Source organism: Streptomyces sp. NBC_00503 (genome assembly GCF_036346895.1).
Classification (GTDB): Bacteria; Actinomycetota; Actinomycetes; order Streptomycetales; family Streptomycetaceae; genus Streptomyces.
Map to the genome: position 1 here is coordinate 7,044,679 of NZ_CP107855.1, position 20,605 is coordinate 7,065,283.

Consider the following 20,605-nt stretch of genomic DNA (forward strand, 5'->3'; position numbering starts at 1 on the left):
CGCGCACACAATCAAAAAATATGCTTCGGGCAGATCCTTCGGAGCGGACGTCTGAGCGGCCCGGGGCAGGGACGTCGGGTCGCTCGACGACAGCGGACGCGGAGCGGTGGCGCCGTTCTGGTGGGAGGGGTCCCTGATGCTCGCCAGTCGGTCGCGCAGACGCCTGTGGCGGAGGGTTCGCACCCTCTCCGAGGGGCTGGAACTGCCGGACCCCTTCGACGCCGAGACCTTCGTGGCCCTCCTGGCCGAACGGCGCGGCCGCCCGATCGAGATCCTGCCGGTCGCGGTGGACGCGGCGATCCCGTGCGGTCTGCTGGTGACGACCGACCACGCCGACTACATCCTGTGCACCCCGGGGACCAGCGCACTGCACCGGCAGCACATCCTCGTACACGAGGCGGCCCACCTGCTCTGCGGGCACGATCGGTTGCCCACCCCCGAGACACCGGGCGTACGCGCGCTGCTGCCCGGACTCTCGCCCGACCTGGTGCGTCGGGTCCTGGGCCGCACCGTGTACACCGAGCCCGCCGAGCAGGAGGCAGAACTGCTCGCCTCCCTCATCCTGCACCGGGTGCTGAGGGAGGGTGCCGTGCCGGGACGGGACCACGGACCGGACCACGGGCGGGACCACGGACGGGACCACGGACCGGACAACGGACGGGACCACGGACGGGACCACGGATGGGCCGGAACCCTCGTAGGGGCCCCTTCCCGCCGCCCCGAGCGGCCCCGTGCCTGACCTGCTCGCGTACCTCCCGGCCGTCGCCGCGCTGTGGCTGGGCTGCTACGAACTGCGCCTGCTGCGCGGCGGAAGCGACTCGCCCTTCGCGGTGCGCTACCTGTGCCGCTTCGGATTCTGCATGGCCGCGGCGATGGCCCTGCTGGCCGCTCCGACGATGTACCTGGAGTGGCTGTGGCCGTGGTGCCCGCAGCTGACCCACCTCCTGGGCCGCGAGATGGAGATGGCCGGCCTCGCCTTCCTCCCGCTGACCGTCATCGAAATCGGCCTGCCCCGGCCCCGACTGCCGACCGGGCGGCTGCACATCGGCGTCACCGTCTCGGCCATCGTGCTGTGCGGGGTGCTGTTCCTCTCCTCCGGTGTACGCACCCTGCACGGTTCGCTTCTCGCGGAGGGGACCGGAGCGGTGCTCCTCGCCTCCAGCGACACGGTCTTCACCGGCTACAGCCTGTGGTGCCTGGCCGTGTTCCTGGTCCCGGTGCACCGGTTCGCCCGGGGGCTGGGTCCGGGCGCGCTGCGCACCGGCCTTCGGCTGATCACGGCCAGTGTCACGGTGGGCCTCGTCTGGGCCCTGTGGGGCGTGTCGTCGATCGTCACCATGGCCGTGGACAACCGGCAGAGCGCCGGGCTGGACCCGGTGGGCCGGATGCTCGGCCTGTGCTGTCTGGTGCTGGGCGTCCTGGGCGGGACCGCCGGGGGCTGGGTCCCCCTCACCACTGCGGTCGGGCGGTGGGTACGGGCCTACCGGACCTACCGCGCCCTGGAGCCGCTGTGGTCGGCGCTACGGGCCGTCTCCCCGGGGACGTCCCTGGACCTGGGTTGGCCGTCGGTGCGCCTGTTCTCCCTGCGCCGGTCCGAGTTCGCCCTCTATCGCCGGGTGATCGAAATCCGGGACGGCTACCTGGAACTCCGTTCCTACGTTCCCCCCGACGCCCGCGCACTGGCGGACGCGGCGCTGGCCCGGTTCCCCGTGCCCCCGGCGGGCCGCGCGGCGCTGGCCGAGGCCGCGGTCATCGCGGCCGCACTGGAGTCCGCCCGGCTCGGGTCCGGCGCCTGCGGGGACCAGGGCGTCGCGCTCGCCTACCCGGTCGACTGCTCGGTGGAGGAGGAGGCTGCGTGGCTGGTCCAGGTGGCCGAGGCGTTCACCGTGGCCGGGCTGGTGGAGCACATGCGCCGCCGGGTAGGGCCTGGCGTTCGGCAAGGTGCGACCCCGACCGTTGCCGTCCTAGGACGGGATGAGGGTCGGTCCGGACAGGGGGAGGGCCCTGCGGAGGAACAGGGGCGGTTCCGGTGACGGGCGCAGGCCGGAGTGGTGCATCCAGCTCGCTATCTCCACTCGGGAGGAACAGCCCAGCTTCTTCATCGTGTCCCGGATGTGGTTGACCACGGTCCACTCCGAGATCGCCAGCCGGTGGGCGATCTGCCGGTTGCTCAGACCGGCCGCCACCAGGCGCGAGACCTCGGTCTGGCGTGGCGTCAGCGGCTCGATCCTGGTTCGGGTGTCCGGGGATAAGTGGCCCGCGGGCGCGGCGGCGGGAGGGGCGGGGGCCGGGACGAGGGAAGCCAGAAGGTCCGGGAGCGAGACTTTGGAACCCTCGACCAGGGCGCGGGAGAAGGCGGCCTCGCCCAGCAGCTCCCGTACCGGTTCCTCCAGCCGGGCCATGGCGAAGTCGGGCGTGCCCGCCTCCTCCGGGAACGCGCCGCGCCAGGTGTGGAAGGCGCCCAGGCCGCGGGCGGTTCCGATGGCGCGTTCGACGACGTCGGGCAGAGCGGGACTGCCCAGCGTGGTGGCGATGGCGCCCAGGACGGCCGGCGGCCCCAGGGCGCGCAGGGCCGAAAGGGCCCGCTCGCAGTAGTGCGCCGTGGCCTGCGCGCGTCCCTCCGCGGCCGCGAAGACGGCCAGGTGGAGCAGGGCGGTACCGGCGGCGAGCGTGTCGCGCCCCTGCTGGGCCGCGGCCAGCACCTCCAGTGCGGTGGCCGCCGCGGCCGCCGTGTCGCCGAGACGGAATCCCGCGAGTGCGGCCTCCAGCGACACGTAGCGGGCCTCGTGGCGGTCTCCGTCGGACCGGTGCCGGTCGGCCGCCTCGTGGAGCAGGGCAGCGCCGCGATGGGGGTCGGCGGCCAGGACGCACAGGGCCCGCAGCCGCGTCACCCGCGCGGAGAGTCCCGCGGCTTGGGCGGCTTCCGCCGTGATCCGGTCCAGCAGGTCCGTGGCGGCCTCGGGCTGGCCCGCCAGGATGCCCGCCTCGCCGAGCAGCAGGTCGACGCGGATCCGGTCGCGATGGCCGGTCGCGGTCCACGACGGGTCGGGGCGGGGGCGCCCTTCGGCCCAGGTGTTCCAGCCCCCCGTTGCCCGCCAGTGGACGCGGATGCCGTCGACGAGGTCGAGCGCCTCGCCGGTCAGCCCGTGGCGGAGCAGCGTCTCCAGTGCCGTACGGAGGTTGCGTTCCTCGCTCCAGAAGGCGATCAGTCCCGAGCGCTGGTTCCCCGAGACGATCCGGTCGGCGGCGGCGCGGGCCAGGGCCGCGTAGTAGCGGGCGTGCGCCAGCCGGGCCGCGGTGTCCTCCGGCGGCGGGAGCCGGTGCGCGGGTCCGTCCGGGGGCAGCCGCAGCCGGAACCGGGCCGTGCCGTCCAGGCGGCCGGACGGCAGGGTGGAAGCGGTGAGCAGATGGCCGCGCAGCAGGGTCTCCAACGCCGAGGAGAACTCCTCCGGCGCGACGGCCGTGATGTGGCGCAGCGCCTCGGGGCCGAAGCCGCCGCTGAACACCTGGCAGTGGGCCAGCAGTCGGACCGGCGTGCCGTCGGCGGCCCGGGGAGGGGCGCCGTGCGGATCGCCATCCGGTGCCGGGGAGGGATCGCAGTCCTCGGTGTGGACCGGGTACGGGACGGTCCGGTCGCCGAGCGAGGCCCACGCCACCTCGGGGCTCTCCAGTGCGGCGACCCGTGCGGTGCGGCAGAGCGCGCCGGGGTTGCCGCCCACCTCGACGCAGGTCCGGGCGATGACCTGCTGATTGTGCAGTTGGAGGGAGAAAGCGGGGTTGATCGTGCGCAGGCAGGCCAGGTACACCTGCACGGAGGGAACGCGCGCCAGTGCGGCGAGATCCAGCGCCGAGCAGTCGAGCGGCACGGGCAGCGGGTCCACCGGGAAGGGGACGAGGCCGTGGGCCGCGGGGGGCTGGCGGGCCGTGCCGAGAACCACGACGGACGCGGCTGCGCAGGCCCGCAGCAGCCGGTGGTGGTCCGAGCGGTCGAGGTCGTCGACGAGGAGGAGCGGCCGGGGCCCTCCTGTGTTCCGGCCGGTGGTGAGGCCGGCGAGAAGGTCGAGCGCGCTGTCTGCGGACGGCTCGGCCGCGGTCTCCACGAGCACGGTGGTGGCGCCGGTCGACGCGCAGTACGCGGCCGCCGCCTCGGCCGCGAGCCGCGTCTTGCCCGCGCCGGGGACGCCGGTCAGCAGGACGCCGGGGGTCGACGGATCCGTCAGCAGCGCCGACAGGGCGGCGATCTCGGCGTCCCGTCCGACCATGTCGGCGGGGAACGCGGTGGGTGGGCGTGCAGCGGACGGGCGGGCGTTCTTTACGGATGAGGGCGCGGGGATCGTCAAGAACGGCTCCGGGAGGTGGACCCAGGCGGGTGGGGACAGCCAGGCGTTTCATCTGAGATGAACAACCATGTCGCAGTTTTCATATCCGTATACCACTTCAGCATGGCTGCCGACTCCGGGGGTGTCAACTACAGTGAAAATCAACGGACTTGGATTCGCCTGTGCGGGTAGGCGCACGGGAGGCGGCGGCAGAAGGGAGCCGGCAGTGGCCGAAACGGAACCCACACCTACGTCACTGAGCCGGAAGATCGACGGACTCTTCCGGCTGGCCCGCAGGCCCGACGGCCAGCCGTTCAGCAATGAGGAGGTCGCCACCGCGTGCCGGGAGGCCACGGGGGTGTCCTTCTCGACCACGTACCTGTGGCAGTTGCGCACCGGGCGCAGGAACAACCCGACCAAGCGCCATCTGGAGGCCCTGGCCGACCACTTCGAGGTCCCGGTCGCCTACTTCTTCGACGACGAGCACGGTGCGAAGATCGCCGCGGAGATCGAACTCCTCGGCGCCCTGCGGGACGCCGGGGTGCGCAGCGTGGCACTGCGCGCCGTGGGGCTCTCCTCCGAGGCGCTCGGCACCGTCAGCGACCTCATCGACGTGATCGCCGTCCGTGAGGCGGCCCGTCGGCGTGCCCGGGGCGCGGGGGAGGCCCCGCCTGCGGCGGAACCCGGCGACGACCGGGTCTGAGGGTCACTGCGGCCGATCGGCCGGGCGGCGCAGGAAGAAGCCCGCCACGGAGCCCCGGACCCGGTCCCCGGCGTGCGGCTCCACCTTTTTGATCATGTGCGGTACGCCCGACCGCAGGACGACCAGTCGGTTGGGGTGCGGGGCGACGTAGTGTCCGATCCGCGAGGTGAGGTGGGCGTTCTGGTCGGCGGACCGCGCCCCGGGTGTTCCGCTGGAGACGAGCAGTTCGGCACCCCAGGACGCCTGCCACTCGGGGTGCGCGTAGAACACGAACGAGGCGGCCCGGTCGCCGGAGTCGTCGTGCCAGGCCAGCCCGGAGCCCTGCGGGTAGAGGAAGGGGCGGCAGGTGAAGGCGTGCCAGTCCGTTCCGAACCGCCCGGTCCACGGCTCGATGCGGGTCGCCTCCTCAGCCAGTTGCTTCACCACGGCGTCGGTCGCCCCGCCGGACGGGTGCGCAGCGTGGTCGGCGAAGAGTCCCGTGAAGTGGCCTTCCGGGTCGTTCAGCGTGCCGGGCCCGCTGAGGGGACTGCCGTCCAACAGCCCGTAGACCTTGTTCCACGCCCCGTCCCGGCGTCCGTGTACGAAGTGGTAGTCCTCGGTGCGCAGTTGCTCCCACAGCGTGGCTGCGGCCTCTGGGGCGAGGAAGTCGTCGAAGACGGCGAAGTCATCCGTGCTCCAGGTCAGTTCCATGGGTGTCCTCCGTGGACGGGGAAGGCGGTACGGCAGGGGACGGGAGGGGTGCGCGGGCGGGCCGGGGCGGACACGGTCAGGCGATGGCGGTCTGGAGGCCCCCGGTGCCCACCGGGACGGCTGGCCGTGCGGCCGCCTCCTGGAGCAGTCGCTGCGTCATGCCCGCCGCCCGCGTGTCGCCCGAGCCCAGCACCAGCCGCAGCATCTCGGCCGCGGGCCCCGAACGCCCGTGCGCGAGGTGCACGGTGGCCACGTTGAGGGGGCGCAGCCAGTCCGGCTGCCGGGCCTCCTTCACCGGCCCCTCGTCGATGAAGGTCACTCCGGGACAGTCGGACAGCCGGTCGGAAAGGTGGGCCGCCAGCTCCCGGGGCGGCATCGGCTCGCAGTACACCAGCGGTGTCAGCAGGTCGGCCGCGGAGACGGTACGGGGTCCGGCGCCGCCGGTCGCGGAGAGCGGCCCGTCCGCCCGGTACAGGTGCCGGGGGTCGAGAGGGGTGCGGGCCAGCGGGGTGTGCGGGTAGACCCGGAGCCCGCAGGAGTAGCCCACCGACACGCCGCGGTCGGCCAGTCGGCGGATGTGGCGGATCGCGTTCTCCAGGGTGGCGGCCGTCTCGCCGGGCTGGCCGAACAGCACCCCGATCTGAACGTCCATCCACTCCGGCCGACGCCGCAGCAACAGGCCGAAGGTGTCTTCGACGTCGGACATCCGGTAGTTCTTGTGGTGCCCGCGCAGCATCCGGTCGTCGAAGGCGTCCACCGAGAAGCTCGGACGCACGCAGCGGGACCGGATCAGGGCGTCCATCAGCCGCTCGGAGAACGGCCTGACGTTGAAGTAGCCGTGCCAGCTGATCACTTCGCCGTGGCGGCTTCCGGCCAGTGCCTCGCACACCTCGGTCAGCGCCCCTTCGTAGGGGAGGTTGACCTCGGGGGCGGCGAGATGGAAGTGGGTCAGCCCGTACTGCTCGACGTAGTGCTCCGCCTCGGCGGCGACGGCCCGGGCGGGGCGCGCGTCCACCCTGCCCACGTTCAGCGGATCGACGCAGTACGAGCAGCGCAGCGGGCAGCCCGCGTGGCTGCGCAGCGCGGTGGGGATGCCCCGGGCCTTGGCGAACAGCACGTACTCCGGTGCGATCCGCGGCAGCGCGGTGGTGGGCCGGGACACCACGTCGGGCTGCGGCCGCAGGCCGGGTCCCAGGGCTCCGTCGGCGGTGCGCACCAGGCCGCCGGGGATTGTGGACAGCGTCTCGGCGACCACCTGCCGCACGCCCCGTGTGCCGCCGTCGGCGACCACGCGCGCCAGCAGGGCGGTGAACGCGGACTCACCGGGACCGGCGAGTCCGAAGTCCAGTCCGAGCCGGTCCATCACCTCCACCGGGCAGGAGGTGAACGCCGCGCCGCCCGCCACCACCGGCAGCCCGGGGTCCCAGGCGCGCAGCGTCGCGGTCAGCTCGGCGATGGGCGTCAGATAGTCCACCACGTCGATCCACCGCCCGTCCGAGCCGGCCGCCGTGTCGCAGGCGACCACGGCGTTGTCGATGTTGCGGATCGACAGTGCGACGAGGTCGGGCCGGGTCCGGTCGAGCACCTCGGTCAACAGGCCGGTGTGGTCGAGCGATTCGAGGAACGGGTTGCACACGGACACCTCGACCGGCAGCCCGCTTTCGGTGACCGCGGCCCGCAGGATCTCCAGTCCGTACGGGCCGACCGGCAGGACCTGGTGGGGGTTGGCGTAGAGCAGGAGGACGCGCACGGGCAGCTGCTTTCTCGGAGTTCCCCCGCGGGGGACGGGTCGTGCGGAGAGACGGCCTAGGCCTGCGGGGCGCGCACGCCCAGGTCCTGTTTGGCTTCGATGGCCCGCTGGAGCGCGGTCAACGCCCGCCCGGCCACCGGGAGGCCGGTACGGCGGGCGAGGACGGCGCTGAAGAGCAGCGGTGTGATCACCGCGCCGCTGCCGTGCACCTGGCCCAGATGGCGGACCACGGCGTCCAGGTGCGTCGCGGCCGGTTCCGGGTCGCCGGCCCGCAACGCCCGTACGGCGCGGGCCTGCAAGGCGACGGTGTACTCCGCCCAGGCCTCGCGGGGTGGAACGGTCACCTCGTCGAGCGCGGCCCCGCCCCGCGCGCCGCCGGACCGTCCTTCACCGGACGCCTCCCGGGCCAGCTCGGCCTGCAGGCAGGACAGCGACGCCTGGCGGACCATGCCGAGGGCGGCGCAGCGATCGCCCTGGACGGTCCACCAGTCGGCCGCGGCACCCCAGTCGCCGGACCGGGCCGCCAGGACGGCACGCCAGCCCGCGATGGTCGCGGCCCCGGTGCCCTGGCCCAGATCGCGCAGCACCTCCTCGGCCTCGTCCATCGCGGAGTCGGCCGCCGCCCGGTCGCCGGACATGTGGCGCACCAGCGCCAGCGCGACACCGGTGGCCGAGCTCAGCAGCCGGGAACCGGCGACCTCCTGGTGCAGCCGCTCGCAGTCGGCGAGTGCGGCGGGGACCGGGGTGTCGCCGTTGACCAGGGCCATCGCCAGGTTGGCGTAGACCTCGGTCAGGCCCAGGCAGGTCCCGGCGCCGTCGGCCGACCGCAGCGCGGAGCGCAGGGCCCGTTCGGCGGCGGGGTGGTCGCCCGCCCTCAGGGACTGGAGCCCGGCGTACAGGTGGGCCCCGACCCGGGCCTCGGGCTCCGGGGAGGCGACCGCGGCGAGGTAGTGCGGATCGTCCGGTACGGCGGGCGCGTCGCCGGTCAGATAGGTGCGGGAGTACAGCGAGTTGAGGCGGGCGTGGATCCGGGCGGCAGGAGCGGCCCGGCCCGGGTCGGACAGCACGCGCTCGACGCGTTCGAGGGCGGCCTGCGGCATTCCCTGGGTGCCGAGCGCGTACGCCTCGAGGACGTCCAGGTCGTGGCCCTGCGCGCGGTCCGCCTCCGCCAGTGCGCGGGCGCGTCCGGTGAGCGTCAGCACCAGTTCGGGTCGCCCGCGGGAGAGGGCGAAGCGGGCGGCGACGCCGAATGCGGTCACGGCGGACTCGGCGGCCCGGGCCGTCCGGTCGGAGCCGGGCTCCACCCCGCGCAACGCGGTGTGCGCGGCCTCCCAGTGCCGGGCCAGCAACTCGGCGACGGCGGGGCGCCGTTCGGCGACCGGTTCCAGGGAGCGCGCGAGCCCGGCGTGCACGTCGGCGGTCTCGGAGAGCGTCAGCCGCCGCAGTGCCACCTCGGCCACCACCGGAAAGGCCGGGGCCAGTCGGCCCTTGTGGGCGCCTGCGGACACCACCAGCCCGGCTTCGAGGAGGCAGGCCGCGGCCGCGGCGACCCTGTCGGGGTCCATCAGGGCGCCCAGGTCCTCCAGGGACAGGGCCCGGCCGGCGGCGGCGAGCAGCACCAGGAGTTCCCGTGAGTCGGTGTCCAACTGGTCCAGCCGGGCGCCGAGCGCGGCGTGCGCACTGGGTGGCGCCCAGTCGTCGCCGGGCTGGGCGAAGCGGCTCAGGACGACCATCTGTTCGATGTACCGGGGGATGCCGCCGGCCCGTGAGGCGATCTCCTCGGCGGCGGTGCCGGGGGAGAGCGGGGCGGCGGGGGCCGGGTCCTGTCCAGGGACCGCGGTGCCGGTGGACCGGGAGCCGTCGGCGGCGGTCGGGTCGTGCTGCGCGGTGAGCAGCCGGTGGGCGAGGCGCCGCGCGTCGGGCCGTCCGAGTGGCGGCACGGTGAGCCGGTGGTCCTCCCGGCCGGCCAGCGCCTCGGGGGCCGAGACCCCGACCAGCAGTACGACGACCGGCCGCCCCGGTGCGGCGGTCAGCTCGTCGAGCAGGTCGGCCAGTGCCCCGGGGGTCCACTCGCTGTCCTCGACGACCAGCAGCAGGGGCCGCGCGCCCCGCAGGCGGTCCAGTGCCGCGGTGAGCGCACGGCCCAGCTCGCCGCGGTCCTGGGCCAGGGCCTGCTCGGCGCGAGTGGAGGCGCCGGTCAGCTGCACCGTCACGTCCACCCTGTCGTGGCCCTGCCGTGCGGCGTTCTCGATCTCCTCCAGGAACAGGCAGCAGGCCAGCAGGCCGAGTCCGGTCCCGGCGGGTGGGCAGCGCAGGACGGCTGTGGCCAGGCCGGGGCAGTGGTCGAGCACCTCGGCGACCAGCCGGGACTTGCCCACCCCGGAGGGGCCCCCGACCAGGATCAGGGTCGGGCCGTCGGCAGCGGCGGCCACGCCGATGCGGGCGGCCAACTCGCCGACCAGGCCGGTCCGTCCGACGGTGCCCGTCCCGGGGGCCGGGGCGCCGGCCGGGCCGACGATCCAGGCCGGGACGGCCCGGGCGAAGCCCTTGGCCGCGACCGGTTCGATCGCCCGCAGCGGGAAGTGGTCCTGCAGTTGGAGCCGGGTGGCCAGGTCCACGATCACCCCGTCGTCGGGGGCGTACTGCTGGAGCCGGGCGGCCCGGTTGAGCACCGAGCCGATGACGAAGCTCGACGTCCGGCCGCTGACCGCGACATGGCCGGAGGCGACCGCGGACCGCACCGGGAAGTCGCCCAGCAGCAGCTCGCCCAGGCTCCGCGCGTACTCGCCGGTGCGGTGCCCGATGGCGGTGGCGGCGGAGACCGCTGCGGCGGCGGCCGACTCGCCGTGCCCCTCGACGCCGAACACGGCGACGACCGCGTCGCCGATGAACTTCTCCACCTTGCCGCCGTACTGCTCCACCAGCGAGCCGACCAGGGAGAAGTAGCCGTCCAGGACGGCCGCCCACCGGTCGGGTTCCAGCGAGGTGGCCAGTCCGGTGGAGCCGACCACGTCGCAGAAGATGACGGAGACGAAGCGCAGGCCGCTGGCGGGAGTGGCGGGTGGTCCGATCTCGGCCCCGCAGGCCATGCAGAAGCGGGCCGCCGACGGGTTGTCCTCACCGCAGCCGGTGCACGGGCTCGCGGTGGTTACGATGGGACCGGTGGGCTTGGTCATACTGTCCTCCCCGTTCACTGAGCGGCAACCGGGTGGTTCACGACGCTTGCCCCGTCGTGAACCACCCTGTTGGTGCTACGGCCCAGACATCACCGGTCCGGGGCCGATCCCCTGACGAGGGTCGGCACTACCAGAGGTAGCCACCGCTGGGGTCGGAGACCGAGTGGCCCTCCACGTCCGAACCCGCGGCCTCGACGCGGGACTTGACGCTCAGCAGGACGTCGATCTCGTCCTCGGTGAGGGACTTGAGCACCGCCTGCTGGGCGTCGTTGGCGTCGTTGAGGGCGAAACCGGCCTCGGCGAGCTTGTCGATCTTGTCTGCCATGGTGATCTCCTCGGTTGACGAGCCTGCGCGTTTCACGCGCGGGGCTCTGGTTTCCCGGTGCGGTGCACCGGAGTTCAGGGGGGCCGGTCCGGGCGTCGGCGCCTCGGCCCGGCCGACACCGTCGTCCGCGCCGGACTTCGGAGCGGTGGACGGCGGGGCGGTGGACGGCGGGGCGGTCGGCGGTACGCCGCCGAGCCGGACGGCGACCACGACAGCGGCGAGCAGCAGGGCGGCGCCCGCCAGCAGCAGCAGGTTTCCGATCCCGATCCACACGACCAGGGCCGCCGCCAGCACGGGGGCCAGCACGTTCAGTACGGCTGGCGCGGAATTCATGAGCGCCCATACCCGGCCGGTCAGTTCGACCGGCGTCTCGGAATGTACGACGCTGGGGAAAGTGACGAGAATTCCGGCGCTTGCGATTCCCAGAAGGAAAATAACACACAGCCATACGGCGGAGTCAATACGTATTTCATGGACAATGGCGAATCCGATGGCGACGATGATGCAGCCGATCGCCAGGACCGACCCCGCCACGGTGAGGAAAGGTCGAAGCCGCGCCGCGAAACGGCCCATGAGCAGCGAACCCACGACCCCGCCCAATCCGACGGCGGACACCATGTAGCCGATGAAGGACGTGCCCATTCCCAGGGCCGGCACGATCAGGGCGGCCATGGAGTCGTAAAGGAAGACGACGAACATCAGGCTGCACATGACGAACAGAAGGGAACGCAGAAGGCGTGATCCGAAAACGTGCTGGAAGCCTTCCCCCAGTTCTTTGAAATAATGCAGATCCGCATTCCGGGAAGGTGACGAAGTGCTGCGCAGGGCGCGGGCGGTGATCACCCCGACGAGAAACGTGCACGCGTTGGCCGCGAACACCGCCCGGGGTGACATGAAGGCGACCAGCAGACCACCGAGCGCGGGCCCGAGGATCTTGACCGACTGCATCGCCGTCTGGAGCAGCACGGTGGCGGCCTGGACACCGTCGGGCGGCACCGAGACCCGCAACTGGATCTGGCCCGCGAGCCCGCCGACCGAGCCCAGCGCCGAACGGACCAGCACCAGCCCGGCCGCCCAGTACACCCCGGGGGCGACCACCAGGCCCAAGGTGAGCCCCGCCTGCACGAGGTCGGTGAGGATCAGCACCCGGCGCGACTGCCGGCGGTCCACCAGCACCGCCAGGAACGGGGTCGCCAGCAGCGGCAGCATGCTCGCGGCCACCACCAGCGCCAGATCGCCCGCACCGCCGTGCCAGACCGTGGTGACCAGCACCAGCAGTGCCACCTGGTCCAGCCAGTCGCCCAGACCGGAGACCACCGTGCTGCTGTACAGCAGCCGGAAGTCGCGGCCCGCCAGCGGGCCCGGAACCCGCACGCGGCTCACCCGGCCAGGGCCACCGGGGTGCGCCGGTGGACCCGGCCGAGTACGTCCTCCATCACCTCGATCAGCCCCCTCATGGAGTGCAGCGCGCTCACACCCAGCAGTTCCTCCTGCGCCGGGTCGAGCGGCAGCCGGTCGATCAGCCGGTGCACGTCGTCGCGGTGCTGCACGTCCAGCTGGGCGTGCCGGGCGATGGTGCGGAACGACGCCTCCGGCAGCCCGGTCCGGACCGCCAGGTCACCGGCCAGCCCGGGACCGGGCGGGTTGCCCTCCAGCACGGCGATGTGCCCCACGAGCGCCACCGGATGCGCATGGCGCAGCCAGTAGTACTGCGATCCGACCAGCGAGGCGATGGCCGCCCCCGGCAGCGTCGTGCGCAGCGTCTCGGGATCGCCCCCGGCCGCCACGTAGTCGTCGGCCACCCACTGGTCGTGCCCGTACTCCTCACGGATGTGCTTGGCCAGGTAGCGGCCCACCAGATCGGCCACCGGGTCGTCCTGACGGACAGTGCACTGCTCGACGGCCGCCAGCATCAGCGGCACCGTGGCCCGGATCGTCCCGTGCAGCGTCCTGAGCCACTCCAGGTACACCTGGTCGCTGTGCGGATGGGTCCACATCTGTCGGGACGCGGCGTCCACCGCCGGCATCAGCAGCCCGATCTTGCGGCGCAGCGCCTGCGACCTCGTCTGCTCCTCCACCGTCAACCGCCTTCCCTCAGGGCCGCGCCCAGTGCTGTCACGGAGTCGGCGGCCCGCCCCGGGCGGCCCGCGATGTCGTACGCCTTCCAGCAACCGCCGCAGACGTTCTCGAAGCGTTCCTCGCGCAGGGCCTCGAAGCCGGGCAGGTCGGCCGCCGCCCCCGGGCCGAGGCGCCCCACGACCCTCAGCAGCGGATCGTTCCGGAACCCGCTCAGCGCCTGCGCCACGCCCTCGGGCCGCCGGGTCGGGGCACGCAGCGCGGCCGGGCCGTGACCGGTGATCAGTCCCTCGTTGCAGCAGGGGATCACCACCCCGTCGTAGCGGACCGTGGGCGAGCCGAGCAGGGTGCACGCCGAGAACGACCCCACCTCGTGCCGGCGCTGGAGGGCGAAGACCCCCGCGCCCCGCCCGTACCGCAGGGGGGTGATCACGTTGGTCTCCGCCGCGTCGGCCCACCGCGGGCCGAGCGCCTCCAACAGCAGCCCCTCGGCCACCCGCGCGCCGTCGCCCGTGTCCAGCTCCTGGACGACGATGCGGCAGCCCGCCTCGTGGGCCGCGCGCAGCGCGCCGACGAACCGGTGGTGCGACACCCCGCCCTGGTGGAAGCCGTCCGTGCTCAGGAAGAGCGTGGAGATCCGGGGCAGCAGCCGCCGTACCCAGCCGGGCGCGGAGCCGCTCTCGCGTGCCCAGTACCCGCTGGTGAAGACGATGGTTTCCAGCCCGGCGTCGGCGAACTCCCCGATCGCGTACGGCAGCGCCCGCTGCTCGGCGAAGGGCTCGCCGCCGGAGACCGCCACCGACCGCAGGCCGGGCAGCGCGACGATGCCGGCGACGACGTCGTGGAACACCTCCCAGTCGGCGACCCTGTCACTGTCCGCGCGGGCGTCGACCGAGCAGTGTGCGCAGCCGACCGGGCACTGGTCGGTGATGTAAAGGAGGACCGACTCGCCGCGACGGTGGCGCATCGCCTCGGTGTCCGCCAGCGTGGGGCGGCTGCGGACCGGCGCGGTGTCAGCTGGTGCAGGACGACTGTTCACGCTCCGCCTCCCATCCCAGGGACACCAGGCCGCCGTAGCGGCCGGAGCGGCGGTCCGAGAAGGCGGTCCCGTCCACCTGCTCGACCATGCGGCGGGCGGCGGCCTCCACCTGCCGCCCGGAGTCGCTGCGCAGGTACTCCGTCACCTTCCGCTCGGCCGCGGCGTCGCCGGACAGCGCGACGCAGTTGCCGCACATGCCCTTGTCGCACGGTCCGTCCGAGAACCGGGCGGCCACGAAGCTGGGTCCGAGCACGCGCAGCGCCCGGTACATCTCCCGGCGCAGGAACTTCTCGCGCAGCTCGGGCCAGGACTCGCGGGACGCGTGGCCGAGGATCAGGTGCTCCGGCATGCGGCGCTCCACCAGGTCCTGATTGCAGCAGGCGTAGACGGTGCCGTCGTAGGTGACCAGCGGCCAGGTGATCCGGTCGCACGGGTCCACGGGCGCGACCGGGATGCCGGAGGAGGGCGTGGGAGTCAGCCCGCCGAGCTGGCGGCCACGGCCGATCGGACTCAAGGTGCCCACCAGGATGGGTACTTGGTCGTCGAACTCGCGGCGCACATCGTCGACCAGACCCTGGAGGTAGGGATCGTCGTCCCCCCGCCCGGTGAGCTGGAAACTCACCTGCGGCACCAGTTCGCGTATGCGGTGCATCGCCCGGAAGACGTCGGCCCGGCTCACCTCGCGTTCGTGGAACTCGTCGAGGCTGGCCGCGAAGTGGTCCACCTCGCGGATCGCCGCGGACACCGGGTCGGGCAGCCGCCGGTTCTCCCGGGCGAACCACATGCCCGACAGCACGTACGAGCGGGAACCCGCGGCCCGGGCGGTGCGCGCGAGGTCGGCGACGAGCGCGGCGCGCAGCAGCGCCTCACCGCCGGACATCAGCAGCAGGTCCGGTCGGGTCTCGTGGTCGAAGGACTCCACGAGTCGACGGAACGGCGTCTCGGGATGCTGTTCGCTGGTACTGGAGGAGTCGGTGGAGCAGTGGGAGCACGACAGCGGGCAGCGGCGGGTCAGGGCCAGATAGAGGCCGGCGGCGGGCTTGTTGCGGATGGCGCCGATTTCCAGCAGGTGCACGGAATCACCCCCTTCTCGATGACAGGGCGCTGGCGATCTCCTCGAGCGAGGCGAGCGTCCGCGCGGCATTCGGATCGTCGGTGCGGGCCAGGTCGGCCACCAGGGTGGTCAGCCGTTCGGCGGCCGCCGCATGCCGTCCGGCGGGGCCGGGCGGCGGGCCCGCCAGGGCCAGGGCCGCCGCGCACTGGCGCGCCAGTTCCGAGACCAACTCCAGGACGGAGGTCGCGCTGCGCTGGCCCAGCACCGGGTCGAGCACCTCCAGAACGCCGAAGACGGACCCGTCGGTGTCCAGTGGCGCGGCGATGATGGCCTTCGGTATCCGGCCGGTGGAGGCCGCGAAGTCCCGGTTGAACTGCGGGTGGTTGTCGAGGTTGTCGGCGATCACCGCCTCCCCGCTCTGGAAGACCCATCCGGCTATGCCGCTGTAGTCGGGGATGGTCCAGCCCACCAGGCTGTCCTCCTGGGGGTCGGAGATGGCCTCCAGGACGAGTGCCCCGCCCGCCGCGTCGTGCAGGAAGACCGACGAGGCGGGAGCGCCGAAGACAAGCCGGGCCAGCCGTGCGGTCGAGCGCAGCACCTCGTCGCGCCGGGACAGCGGAGGGTCGCTGAGAGGGGCGTCATACGCCGGATTCGTCAATGCTCGGCTCCTTCGGCGGATGGGGTGGATGGGGCAGATGGGGTGGATGAGGCGGGTACGGCGGAAGTGGTGACAGGGGTGGGGGCGCGGGGCGGGTCGGACGCGTCGGTGAAGTTGTCCGAGAGGGAGGCCAGGACGTGCTTGACCTCGCTCACCGGAAGATCCGGATGCTTTCCGAGGATGCGGGCCACGAATCCGGTGACATGCGGGGTCGCGAAACTGTTCCCGGAGAGGAACGAACGGCCGCCGCCCGTCCAGGGGACCTCGATTCCGACACCGGCCGCGAAGAATTCGACGGGGGGCCGCGGACTGACCTCGAGGCGCTCCGCGTCGGCGATCTCGTGCGACCCGACGGAAATCACCGAGGGAAAGATCCAGGGAAAGCTGCGGACCGGGCTGTTGTGCGCCGAGGCCACGATCGCCACCCGGTTGAAGTACGCCTCGTCCGCGATGTCGTGCAGCGAGGCCTTGAAGTCGCCCTTGCGCGACGAGAGGCTGAGGTTGACGACGTGGAAGCGCTCCGCCACCGCCCAGCGCAGGGCGGCCAGCAGCATGTTGCCGTCGCCCGCGAGTCCCGGCCCCAGGATGCGTACGCTGGTCAGGCCCGCGTCCGGTGCGATCCGCCGGATGATCGCCGCGCATGCGGTGCCGTGACCGGCGGCGTCGCCCTCCTCGTCCGGGACGATCCGGTAGCTCGGCACGCCGTCGCCCGCGTCGCCCTGCTCGATGCGTTCCACCGCGTACGACCCCTCCAGGGGCCCGATCTCGGGATGGTCCGGTGTGACTCCGCTGTCTATGACGCAGATCCGGACTCCCGCACCGCGCGACCCGCCCCAGGCCCATTCCCGGTCCACCGCCGTGGAGGCCGCCACGGATGACCGGTCGACGAGTTCCCCGGCATTCATGTGGGCGAATCGGATCGTTGCTCGACGAAACGCTGTAGTGGTCAATGGAGCCTTCCGGTCACTCGTGGCTCTCTCGTAAGGCGCGATGCCGAACCCTCGGACGTGCCGAACCCTGGGACGTGCCGAACCGTCGGACTTGCCGGACCGTCCCGCTGTCGAACAGCTGAGCGGCGCCCGCGGACCGATTCTGTACGAGGCCACAGGCCCTCGGACATCCCAGTTGTCTGGGGTGCATTCCGGCCGCCCCTGCCCCTCGCGGCGCGGAAACTGACAGTTCTCTGCGTTGTCGGTCGGCTTGCGCAGGGCGAGGGGGAGGGGGCAGGGCTGCCGCGCAGCTCCGCGCGTCACTCCCCTCTGTATCGACGGCGCCGCGGCGGCGATCGACTTCTACGTCTCCGTGCTCGGCGCACGGGAGCGGATGAGGATGGCCGCACCTGGAGGCAAGATCGGCCATGCCGAGCTGGAGCTCGGAACCTCGGTCATCATGCTCGCGGACGAGTTCCCCGACATCGGATTCCGCTCACCGAAGGCGGTGGGCGGAACGCCCGTCACCCTGCACGTGTACGTCGAAGACGTCGACGAGGTCTTCGTCAAGGCACGCGCCCGCGGCGCCACCGAGGTGCGGCCGATCAAGGACGAGTTCTACGGCGACCGCACCGGCCAGTTCGAGGACCCGTTCGGACACCGCTGGAACATCGCCACGCACATCGAGGACGTCCCCCCGGACGAGATGGAGAAGCGGTCCGAGGAAGCCATGCGCTCCACGGAGTCCACGTCGGGCGGCGAGTGAGCAGCGAGTGCGGCTCGCGGTGGATCACATCGGCCTCTTCTACCTCCATCGCCGCAATCCGGATGTGCCGATCGAGGAGACCGTCGGCGCGATGGCAGGCCTGGTGGCCGAGGGCAAGGTCCGATTCCTGGGGCCTTCCGAAGTGAGCGCCGAGACGCTGCGGCGGGGCTGCGCCGAGGCACCGATCGCCGCACTGCAGTCCCTCGGCCTGAGCCTCTCGCCCGACCTGCTGCGGGCGGCCGCCGAGACGGTGGGCGAAGCCGCCGGAGCGCGGGCAGCCGACATGACCCGACTTGAGAAGTGAGCCGTGCTCCTCAACTCCGTGGTGTGCGGCGGCTGCTGGAGACGTGCCGCGGCCGGCCGGTGCTCAGAAGCGGAACGCGCCGAGGTCGGCCACCGTGTCGGCCAGGGCTCGGATCAGGTCGTTCTCGGCCTCGGCCCGCCAGACCAGGGCGAAGGTCATGGCCGGCAGGTCGGGGACGGGAAGCCATCGGATGTTCGGCATACCACCCCAGTACCGGGTGGCATGGCCGGGGAAGCTGTGGATGATCTCGCCCATGCCGACCATGCTGATCAGGTCATCGGCGGTGTCCGCGGAGGTGATCCGCTCGATCGTCCGGCCCCGTGGGGTGTGGAAGGGCAGGTAGCTGTCCTCCCAGTAGTCCGCCAGGCCGAGGGCCGTACTGTGCGGGAACTCGGCGAACAGCTCGAGGGGAACGGAGTCCCGTCCCACGAGCTGGTGGTCGGCGGCCACGGCGAGGATCCGGGAGTCGGTGCACAGGGCCGGGCCGACGGTGAAGTCCGCCTCCTCCACCGGCAGCCAGGCGACGACGACGTCCATGGCACCGGAACGGAGCTGGCCGAACACATCGGTGAAGGTCGTCTGGCGGATCTGGGGTCCCCAGTGGGGGTACCGCGAGCGGAACGCCTTCCAGTAGGGGTGCAGATCGATGAGGTTGAAGGGCAGCATGCTGACGCGGAGTTGTGCGGTGATGCCGTGGGCGGCCAGCCGGGCGCGATCCAGGGCTGCGTGCAGGCCCGCGTGGACCGGCCGCAGATCGTCACGGAGCTGCAGGCCGATCTCGGTCAGGCGCACGGTCCGACTGGTGCGGCTGAACAGTTCGGCTCCGATCCGCCGCTCCTGCTTCTTGATGGCCTGGCTCACGCGCGCGGGGGAGACGTGCAGCCGCTCCGCGGTCCGGCCGAAATGCAGCTCTTCGGCCAGCACCAGGAAGATCTCGATGTCCCGCAGTTCCACCGGCTCCCCAGTTCTCCGGCGATGACCCGGCGGTTGTCGAACAGCGCGGGAGTCTACCTTGATCATCAACGCGGCCCGCAGGAGGGTTGAGCAGGGCATGCGGTCCGACAGGGTCGGACCGCATCGCACTAGGCCACCCGCTCGGCGGTGGCAGGCGCCCCGCCGCGCTCGGCCTCCAGCAGCTGCCGGCGCGCCTCGGCCCCCGACTTGAGGTGCAAGCTGTACGAACCGGGCTTGCCCGCCTCGTCGGCCAGGTGCTTGGGGACGACCTTGCACACGGTCTCCTTGAGCTTCGCGCCCAGGAACCCGTTGACGTTGAACCACACCGCGACGTCGGACCGGTTGGCGAACTGGAAGATGCCGCCGTGTCGGCCCAGGCTGATGCACTGGGCGCCGAACGGCTGGTTGAGGGGCGCGGGCTCCTCGCCCGCTATCCGACTGAGCACCGTGTCGGCCGCCCGCGCACCCAGGGGCATCGCGGCCTGGCAGCTCATCCGCAGCGGCAGGCCCGACGGGGCGGCCGAGTCGCCGGCCGCGAAGATGCGTACGTCGTCCACGCTCGTCAGCGTCTCGTCCGTGAGCAGCCGGCCCAGCACGTCGGTACTCAGACCGCTGCGCGCGGCCAGGTCCGGCACGCTGAAGCCTGCGGTCCAGATGGTCACGGCGCTCGGCAGGTCGTGGCCGTCGGAGAGCCGTACGGAGTCGTGGCTCACCGCGGTGACCTTCGTGCCGGGCCCGTCGAGCACGGTCACGCCGAGCCGGGCGAGCCGGGCTGCGACCGTGCGACGGCCGCGGGCGTGCAGGTACGGGCCCAGGCCCCCGCCGCAGACCAGGGTCACCGTGTGGCCCTGCTCGGCGAGCTCGGCGGCGGTCTCGATGCCGGTCGGTCCGGCCCCGACCACCGTCACCGCGGCACCCTGCGGGGCCGCATCGAGGGCCGGGATCAGCCGCTGCGCGTCCTCCAGGGTGGCGATCGGGTAGGCGAACTCGGCCGCTCCCGACACGCCCGCGTCGGCGCTGCCGCTGCCCACCGCGTAGACCAGGTAGTCGTAGCCGAGCGTGCCGCCCGAGGCGAGCGCGAGGCTGCGCTCGCCCGCGTCGATCAGGGCCACGGTGTCGACCACCAGCCGGACGCCCTGGGCCAGGACGTCCCGGTAGGCGATGACCGCCGCGTCGGACCCGCCCACCAGCTGGTGCAGGCGGATGCGGTGGACGAAGTCCGGACGCGGGTTGACCAGCGTCACCGTCACGTCGCCGCGCCCGGTCAGCCGGTTCGCGGCCATGACTCCGGCGTATCCGCCGCCGATGACGGCCACTTGGGTGTTCTTGCTCATGGTGTGCTCCATCGTTCAAGGGGATGCGGGCCGGGCCGTCTTGGGGCGTGCCGGCGGAGTGGATGCGCGGTGGTGAACGGCGTTCGGGCAGGAGGTGGGTTTCGGGCAGGAGGTGGGGAAGGGTCAGGCACCGGAGGGCGCCACCCACTCCACCAACTGGACCGGCACGCCGTTGGGGTCCTCGAGCTCCAACACCCACTCGCCCCAGGGCTCCTGGCGCAGCGGCATCACGATCCGCGCACCTTCCCGCCGCAGCCGCTCGTACTCTCCGGGGAGGTCGGTGACCGAGAAGGACACGGCCACTTCGGCCCGCGGTGCAGGCAGCCCCGTCCCGGGGCGCGCTTCCGGTTCGGCTTGCAGGATGACCAGGTCGGTGGCCGCGTCGTCGCGCGAGAGGTGGATGACGTCCTCGGTCATTAACACCTCGCGGAACCCCAGATGACGGGTGAAGAACCGGCCCGATGCCGCCGGATCGCCAACGGTCAACAACACAGCCGACGCGATGACGTTCATGTATCGAGCTCCTCC

At 72.6% G+C, this 20,605-nt stretch carries 17 protein-coding genes and 1 pseudogene; 5 read left to right on the forward strand and 13 right to left on the reverse strand.

Annotated elements, in window-relative coordinates:
• Positions 1–136 precede the first annotated feature (136 nt).
• The gene (locus OG490_RS32085) at positions 137–739 is read left to right on the forward strand and encodes a ParH-like protein (protein ID WP_330299764.1); all 603 of its coding nucleotides are present in this window, start codon (positions 137–139) and stop codon (positions 737–739) included.
• A complete protein-coding gene (locus OG490_RS32090; protein WP_330299765.1) occupies positions 732–2,033 on the forward strand; it encodes an MAB_1171c family putative transporter in 1,302 nt (433 codons plus the stop codon). Before OG490_RS32085 ends, OG490_RS32090 begins: the two co-directional genes overlap by 8 nt.
• Here the strand turns inward: OG490_RS32090 and OG490_RS32095 are convergent.
• A complete protein-coding gene (locus OG490_RS32095; protein ID WP_330299766.1) occupies positions 1,965–4,262 on the reverse strand; it encodes a LuxR C-terminal-related transcriptional regulator in 2,298 nt (765 codons plus the stop codon). The genes OG490_RS32090 and OG490_RS32095 overlap by 69 nt on opposite strands.
• A 283-nt stretch (positions 4,263–4,545) precedes the next feature.
• Here OG490_RS32095 and OG490_RS32100 point away from each other — a divergent pair, with 283 nt between their 5' ends.
• Positions 4,546–5,022 carry a helix-turn-helix domain-containing protein gene (locus OG490_RS32100; RefSeq protein ID WP_330299767.1) on the forward strand — a complete coding sequence of 159 codons (477 nt, stop codon included), beginning with the start codon at positions 4,546–4,548 and terminating at the stop codon, positions 5,020–5,022.
• Between the two features lie 3 nt (positions 5,023–5,025).
• Here the strand turns inward: OG490_RS32100 and OG490_RS32105 are convergent, their stop codons facing one another.
• The 9 genes from OG490_RS32105 to OG490_RS32145 all read right to left on the reverse strand — a co-directional run bounded on the left by OG490_RS32105 (position 5,026) and on the right by OG490_RS32145 (position 16,695).
• The gene (locus OG490_RS32105; RefSeq protein ID WP_330299768.1) at positions 5,026–5,712 is read right to left on the reverse strand and encodes a 2OG-Fe(II) oxygenase; all 687 of its coding nucleotides are present in this window, start codon (positions 5,710–5,712) and stop codon (positions 5,026–5,028) included.
• A 76-nt stretch (positions 5,713–5,788) separates the two neighbouring features.
• Positions 5,789–7,462: a B12-binding domain-containing radical SAM protein gene (locus OG490_RS32110; RefSeq protein ID WP_330299769.1), complete on the reverse strand. Its 1,674-nt coding sequence runs from the start codon at positions 7,460–7,462 to the stop codon at positions 5,789–5,791.
• 56 nt (positions 7,463–7,518) lie between these two features.
• On the reverse strand, positions 7,519–10,638 hold the full coding sequence (locus OG490_RS32115; RefSeq protein ID WP_330299770.1) for an AAA family ATPase: 3,120 nt from the start codon (positions 10,636–10,638) through the stop codon (positions 7,519–7,521).
• Between the two features lie 127 nt (positions 10,639–10,765).
• A complete protein-coding gene (locus OG490_RS32120; RefSeq protein WP_330299771.1) occupies positions 10,766–12,346 on the reverse strand; it encodes an MFS transporter in 1,581 nt (526 codons plus the stop codon).
• The gene (locus OG490_RS32125) at positions 12,343–13,041 is read right to left on the reverse strand and encodes an iron-containing redox enzyme family protein (RefSeq protein ID WP_330299772.1); all 699 of its coding nucleotides are present in this window, start codon (positions 13,039–13,041) and stop codon (positions 12,343–12,345) included. The genes OG490_RS32120 and OG490_RS32125 overlap by 4 nt, the downstream gene beginning before the upstream one ends.
• Before the next feature lie 2 nt (positions 13,042–13,043).
• Complete coding sequence (locus OG490_RS32130; protein WP_330299773.1) at positions 13,044–14,078, reverse strand: radical SAM protein; 1,035 nt, start codon at positions 14,076–14,078, stop codon at positions 13,044–13,046.
• Positions 14,053–15,153, reverse strand: coding sequence for a radical SAM/SPASM domain-containing protein (locus OG490_RS32135; protein ID WP_330299774.1), 1,101 nt, complete (start codon positions 15,151–15,153; stop codon positions 14,053–14,055). The genes OG490_RS32130 and OG490_RS32135 overlap by 26 nt, the downstream gene beginning before the upstream one ends.
• 4 nt (positions 15,154–15,157) lie before the next feature.
• Positions 15,158–15,790, reverse strand: coding sequence for a GAF domain-containing protein (locus OG490_RS32140; protein WP_330299775.1), 633 nt, complete (start codon positions 15,788–15,790; stop codon positions 15,158–15,160).
• Positions 15,787–16,695: a S8 family serine peptidase gene (locus tag OG490_RS32145; RefSeq protein ID WP_330299776.1), complete on the reverse strand. Its 909-nt coding sequence runs from the start codon at positions 16,693–16,695 to the stop codon at positions 15,787–15,789. The genes OG490_RS32140 and OG490_RS32145 overlap by 4 nt, the downstream gene beginning before the upstream one ends.
• A 295-nt stretch (positions 16,696–16,990) precedes the next feature.
• On the opposite strand from OG490_RS32145, the gene OG490_RS32150 reads away from it, so the two are divergent.
• Together OG490_RS32150 and OG490_RS32155 are read left to right on the forward strand one after the other, a co-directional pair.
• Positions 16,991–17,485: a VOC family protein gene (locus OG490_RS32150; protein WP_330299777.1), complete on the forward strand. Its 495-nt coding sequence runs from the start codon at positions 16,991–16,993 to the stop codon at positions 17,483–17,485.
• 10 nt (positions 17,486–17,495) lie between these two features.
• Positions 17,496–17,687, forward strand: a pseudogene (locus OG490_RS32155) (aldo/keto reductase); the annotation flags it as partial.
• Positions 17,688–17,852: 165 nt separating this feature from the next.
• Here the strand turns inward: OG490_RS32155 and OG490_RS32160 are convergent.
• The 3 genes from OG490_RS32160 to OG490_RS32170 form a co-directional block, all read right to left on the reverse strand.
• On the reverse strand, positions 17,853–18,743 hold the full coding sequence (locus tag OG490_RS32160; RefSeq protein ID WP_330299778.1) for a LysR family transcriptional regulator: 891 nt from the start codon (positions 18,741–18,743) through the stop codon (positions 17,853–17,855).
• 128 nt (positions 18,744–18,871) lie between these two features.
• A complete protein-coding gene (locus OG490_RS32165; RefSeq protein ID WP_330299779.1) occupies positions 18,872–20,077 on the reverse strand; it encodes an NAD(P)/FAD-dependent oxidoreductase in 1,206 nt (401 codons plus the stop codon).
• 123 nt (positions 20,078–20,200) lie between these two features.
• Positions 20,201–20,590, reverse strand: a complete 390-nt coding sequence (locus tag OG490_RS32170; RefSeq protein WP_330299780.1) for a VOC family protein — start codon at positions 20,588–20,590, stop codon at positions 20,201–20,203.
• Positions 20,591–20,605: the final 15 nt, after the last annotated feature.